Origin of the sequence: Geobacter grbiciae (genome assembly GCF_018531165.1) — a bacterium.
GTDB classification, from domain to species: Bacteria; Desulfobacterota; Desulfuromonadia; order Geobacterales; family Geobacteraceae; genus Geobacter; species Geobacter metallireducens.
Genome location: NZ_JAHDIW010000052.1, coordinates 1 through 818, shown reverse-complemented (window position 1 = coordinate 818; position 818 = coordinate 1). Strand labels below are relative to the sequence as shown.

Here is an 818-nt window from a genome sequence, read left to right as displayed (position 1 = left end):
GCACCACCACCTACAACCTCTACTTTTCCGGCTATCGTAACATCGAGGAGGACGGCACCGGCCACCAGACCATCTACTACTTCGACGAGCAGAAGCGCCTTCTGGGGGTGGAGAACGCCCTAGGCCAGAGAAACTACAAATACTACGACGGCCAGGGGCACCTGGCCGCCGAGACCGATCCCCGGGGCTACAGCACTGCCTATCTCTTTGACGGCAACAACAACCTGACCAGAGTAACCGACCCGTTCATCAGATACACCTACACCACCTACGACAGCCAGTTCCGTCTCACCGACGTGACCGATCCCCTTGGGCACGTTACCCACACCGATTACGACACCAAGCACCACCCGATAAAGACCACCGTCTACCCGGCCACAGGCCAATCCATCTCTACCCAGAAGAGCTACTACGCCAACGGCCTTGCGAACACCATCACCGACGGCAGAGGTGTCGTCACCACCCTGACCCAGGATACCTACGGTAATCCGGCCACGAGCAAGACCTCCACGGCACCAGCCATCACGTATGTGTATGACGGAATCGGCCAGATGACCTCCCTCACCGACCAGGAAGGGGCCAAGACCAGCTTCACCTACGACAAGAGGAGCCTCCCCACCGGCAGCACCGACCCGCTGACCAAGAACACCACGCTCACCTACTACGACGACGGCACCCTCTGGACGAAAATGGACCGCAACGGCAAGACAACAACATTCACCTACACCCCCACCGGCAAGACCAACAGCATCGCCTATGCCGGGGGCACCACCGTCTCCTACACCTACGACCAGGATGACAACCTGACCACGATGCTG

Annotated in this window: 1 pseudogene; it reads left to right on the top strand. The window is 59.3% G+C overall.

The features are described from left to right. Positions 1 to 818 (top strand): annotated as a pseudogene (locus KJB29_RS19100) (RHS repeat-associated core domain-containing protein); the annotation flags it as partial.